Raw genomic sequence first — 548 nt, 5'->3', positions numbered from 1 at the left:
GTTTGAGAGAAATGCACGAACAGCAGAAGCAGAGCAGTCCAAGAGAGCAGCTTCAAGAGTTAAACCGACAGAGCCGGACAGAGCTGGAAAACAGTCTGCTCAAAGAAGCGTTGGCGATGTCGAGCGAGAACTGCGAGGAATTGATGAAGCAGTCAAATCAAGAACAAGTAAGGGCAGAGCAGAACAGGCAGAGAGACGCAGAGCAGAACAGGAAGCTCATCAGCGAGCTGAAGCAGAGCGTAGAGCTGCTGAAGAACAGCAACGAATTGCTTCAAGACGCTATATCGGGCGAGATTGGGAGTTTGAAAGATGAGGTTAAGGAAAACACCGTCCAAGAGGTTAGAAAGGCGTTACAGGCGAATATAGAGGCTATACAGAGGGCTACAAAGCTTCTTGAGAAGCAGTCTGATACACTTACAAGCGTGATGAAGCAGAAGATCCGGGAGCTGGAGGAAAGCAAGAACAGCTTTTTCAGATATGAGGGCTTAAAGCTGTACCTGTTTTGGGGCGGTATGGTCTGTAATATTTTAGTGTTTCTTATGCTGTTA

At 47.3% G+C, this 548-nt stretch carries 1 protein-coding gene; it reads left to right on the top strand.

Annotated elements, in window-relative coordinates; all coding sequences use genetic code 11:
* Positions 1–11: 11 nt before the first annotated feature.
* Positions 12–548, top strand: a 537-nt coding sequence (locus tag ACFFUV_RS23820) for a hypothetical protein (RefSeq protein WP_446697928.1), incomplete at its 3' end; no start/stop codon positions are given.

This window comes from Vibrio olivae (assembly GCF_042428525.1).
Taxonomy (GTDB): domain Bacteria; phylum Pseudomonadota; class Gammaproteobacteria; order Enterobacterales; family Vibrionaceae; genus Vibrio; species Vibrio olivae.
Note: the sequence above shows the minus strand (reverse complement) of the source record. Positions and strands in the feature narration are given on the sequence as shown.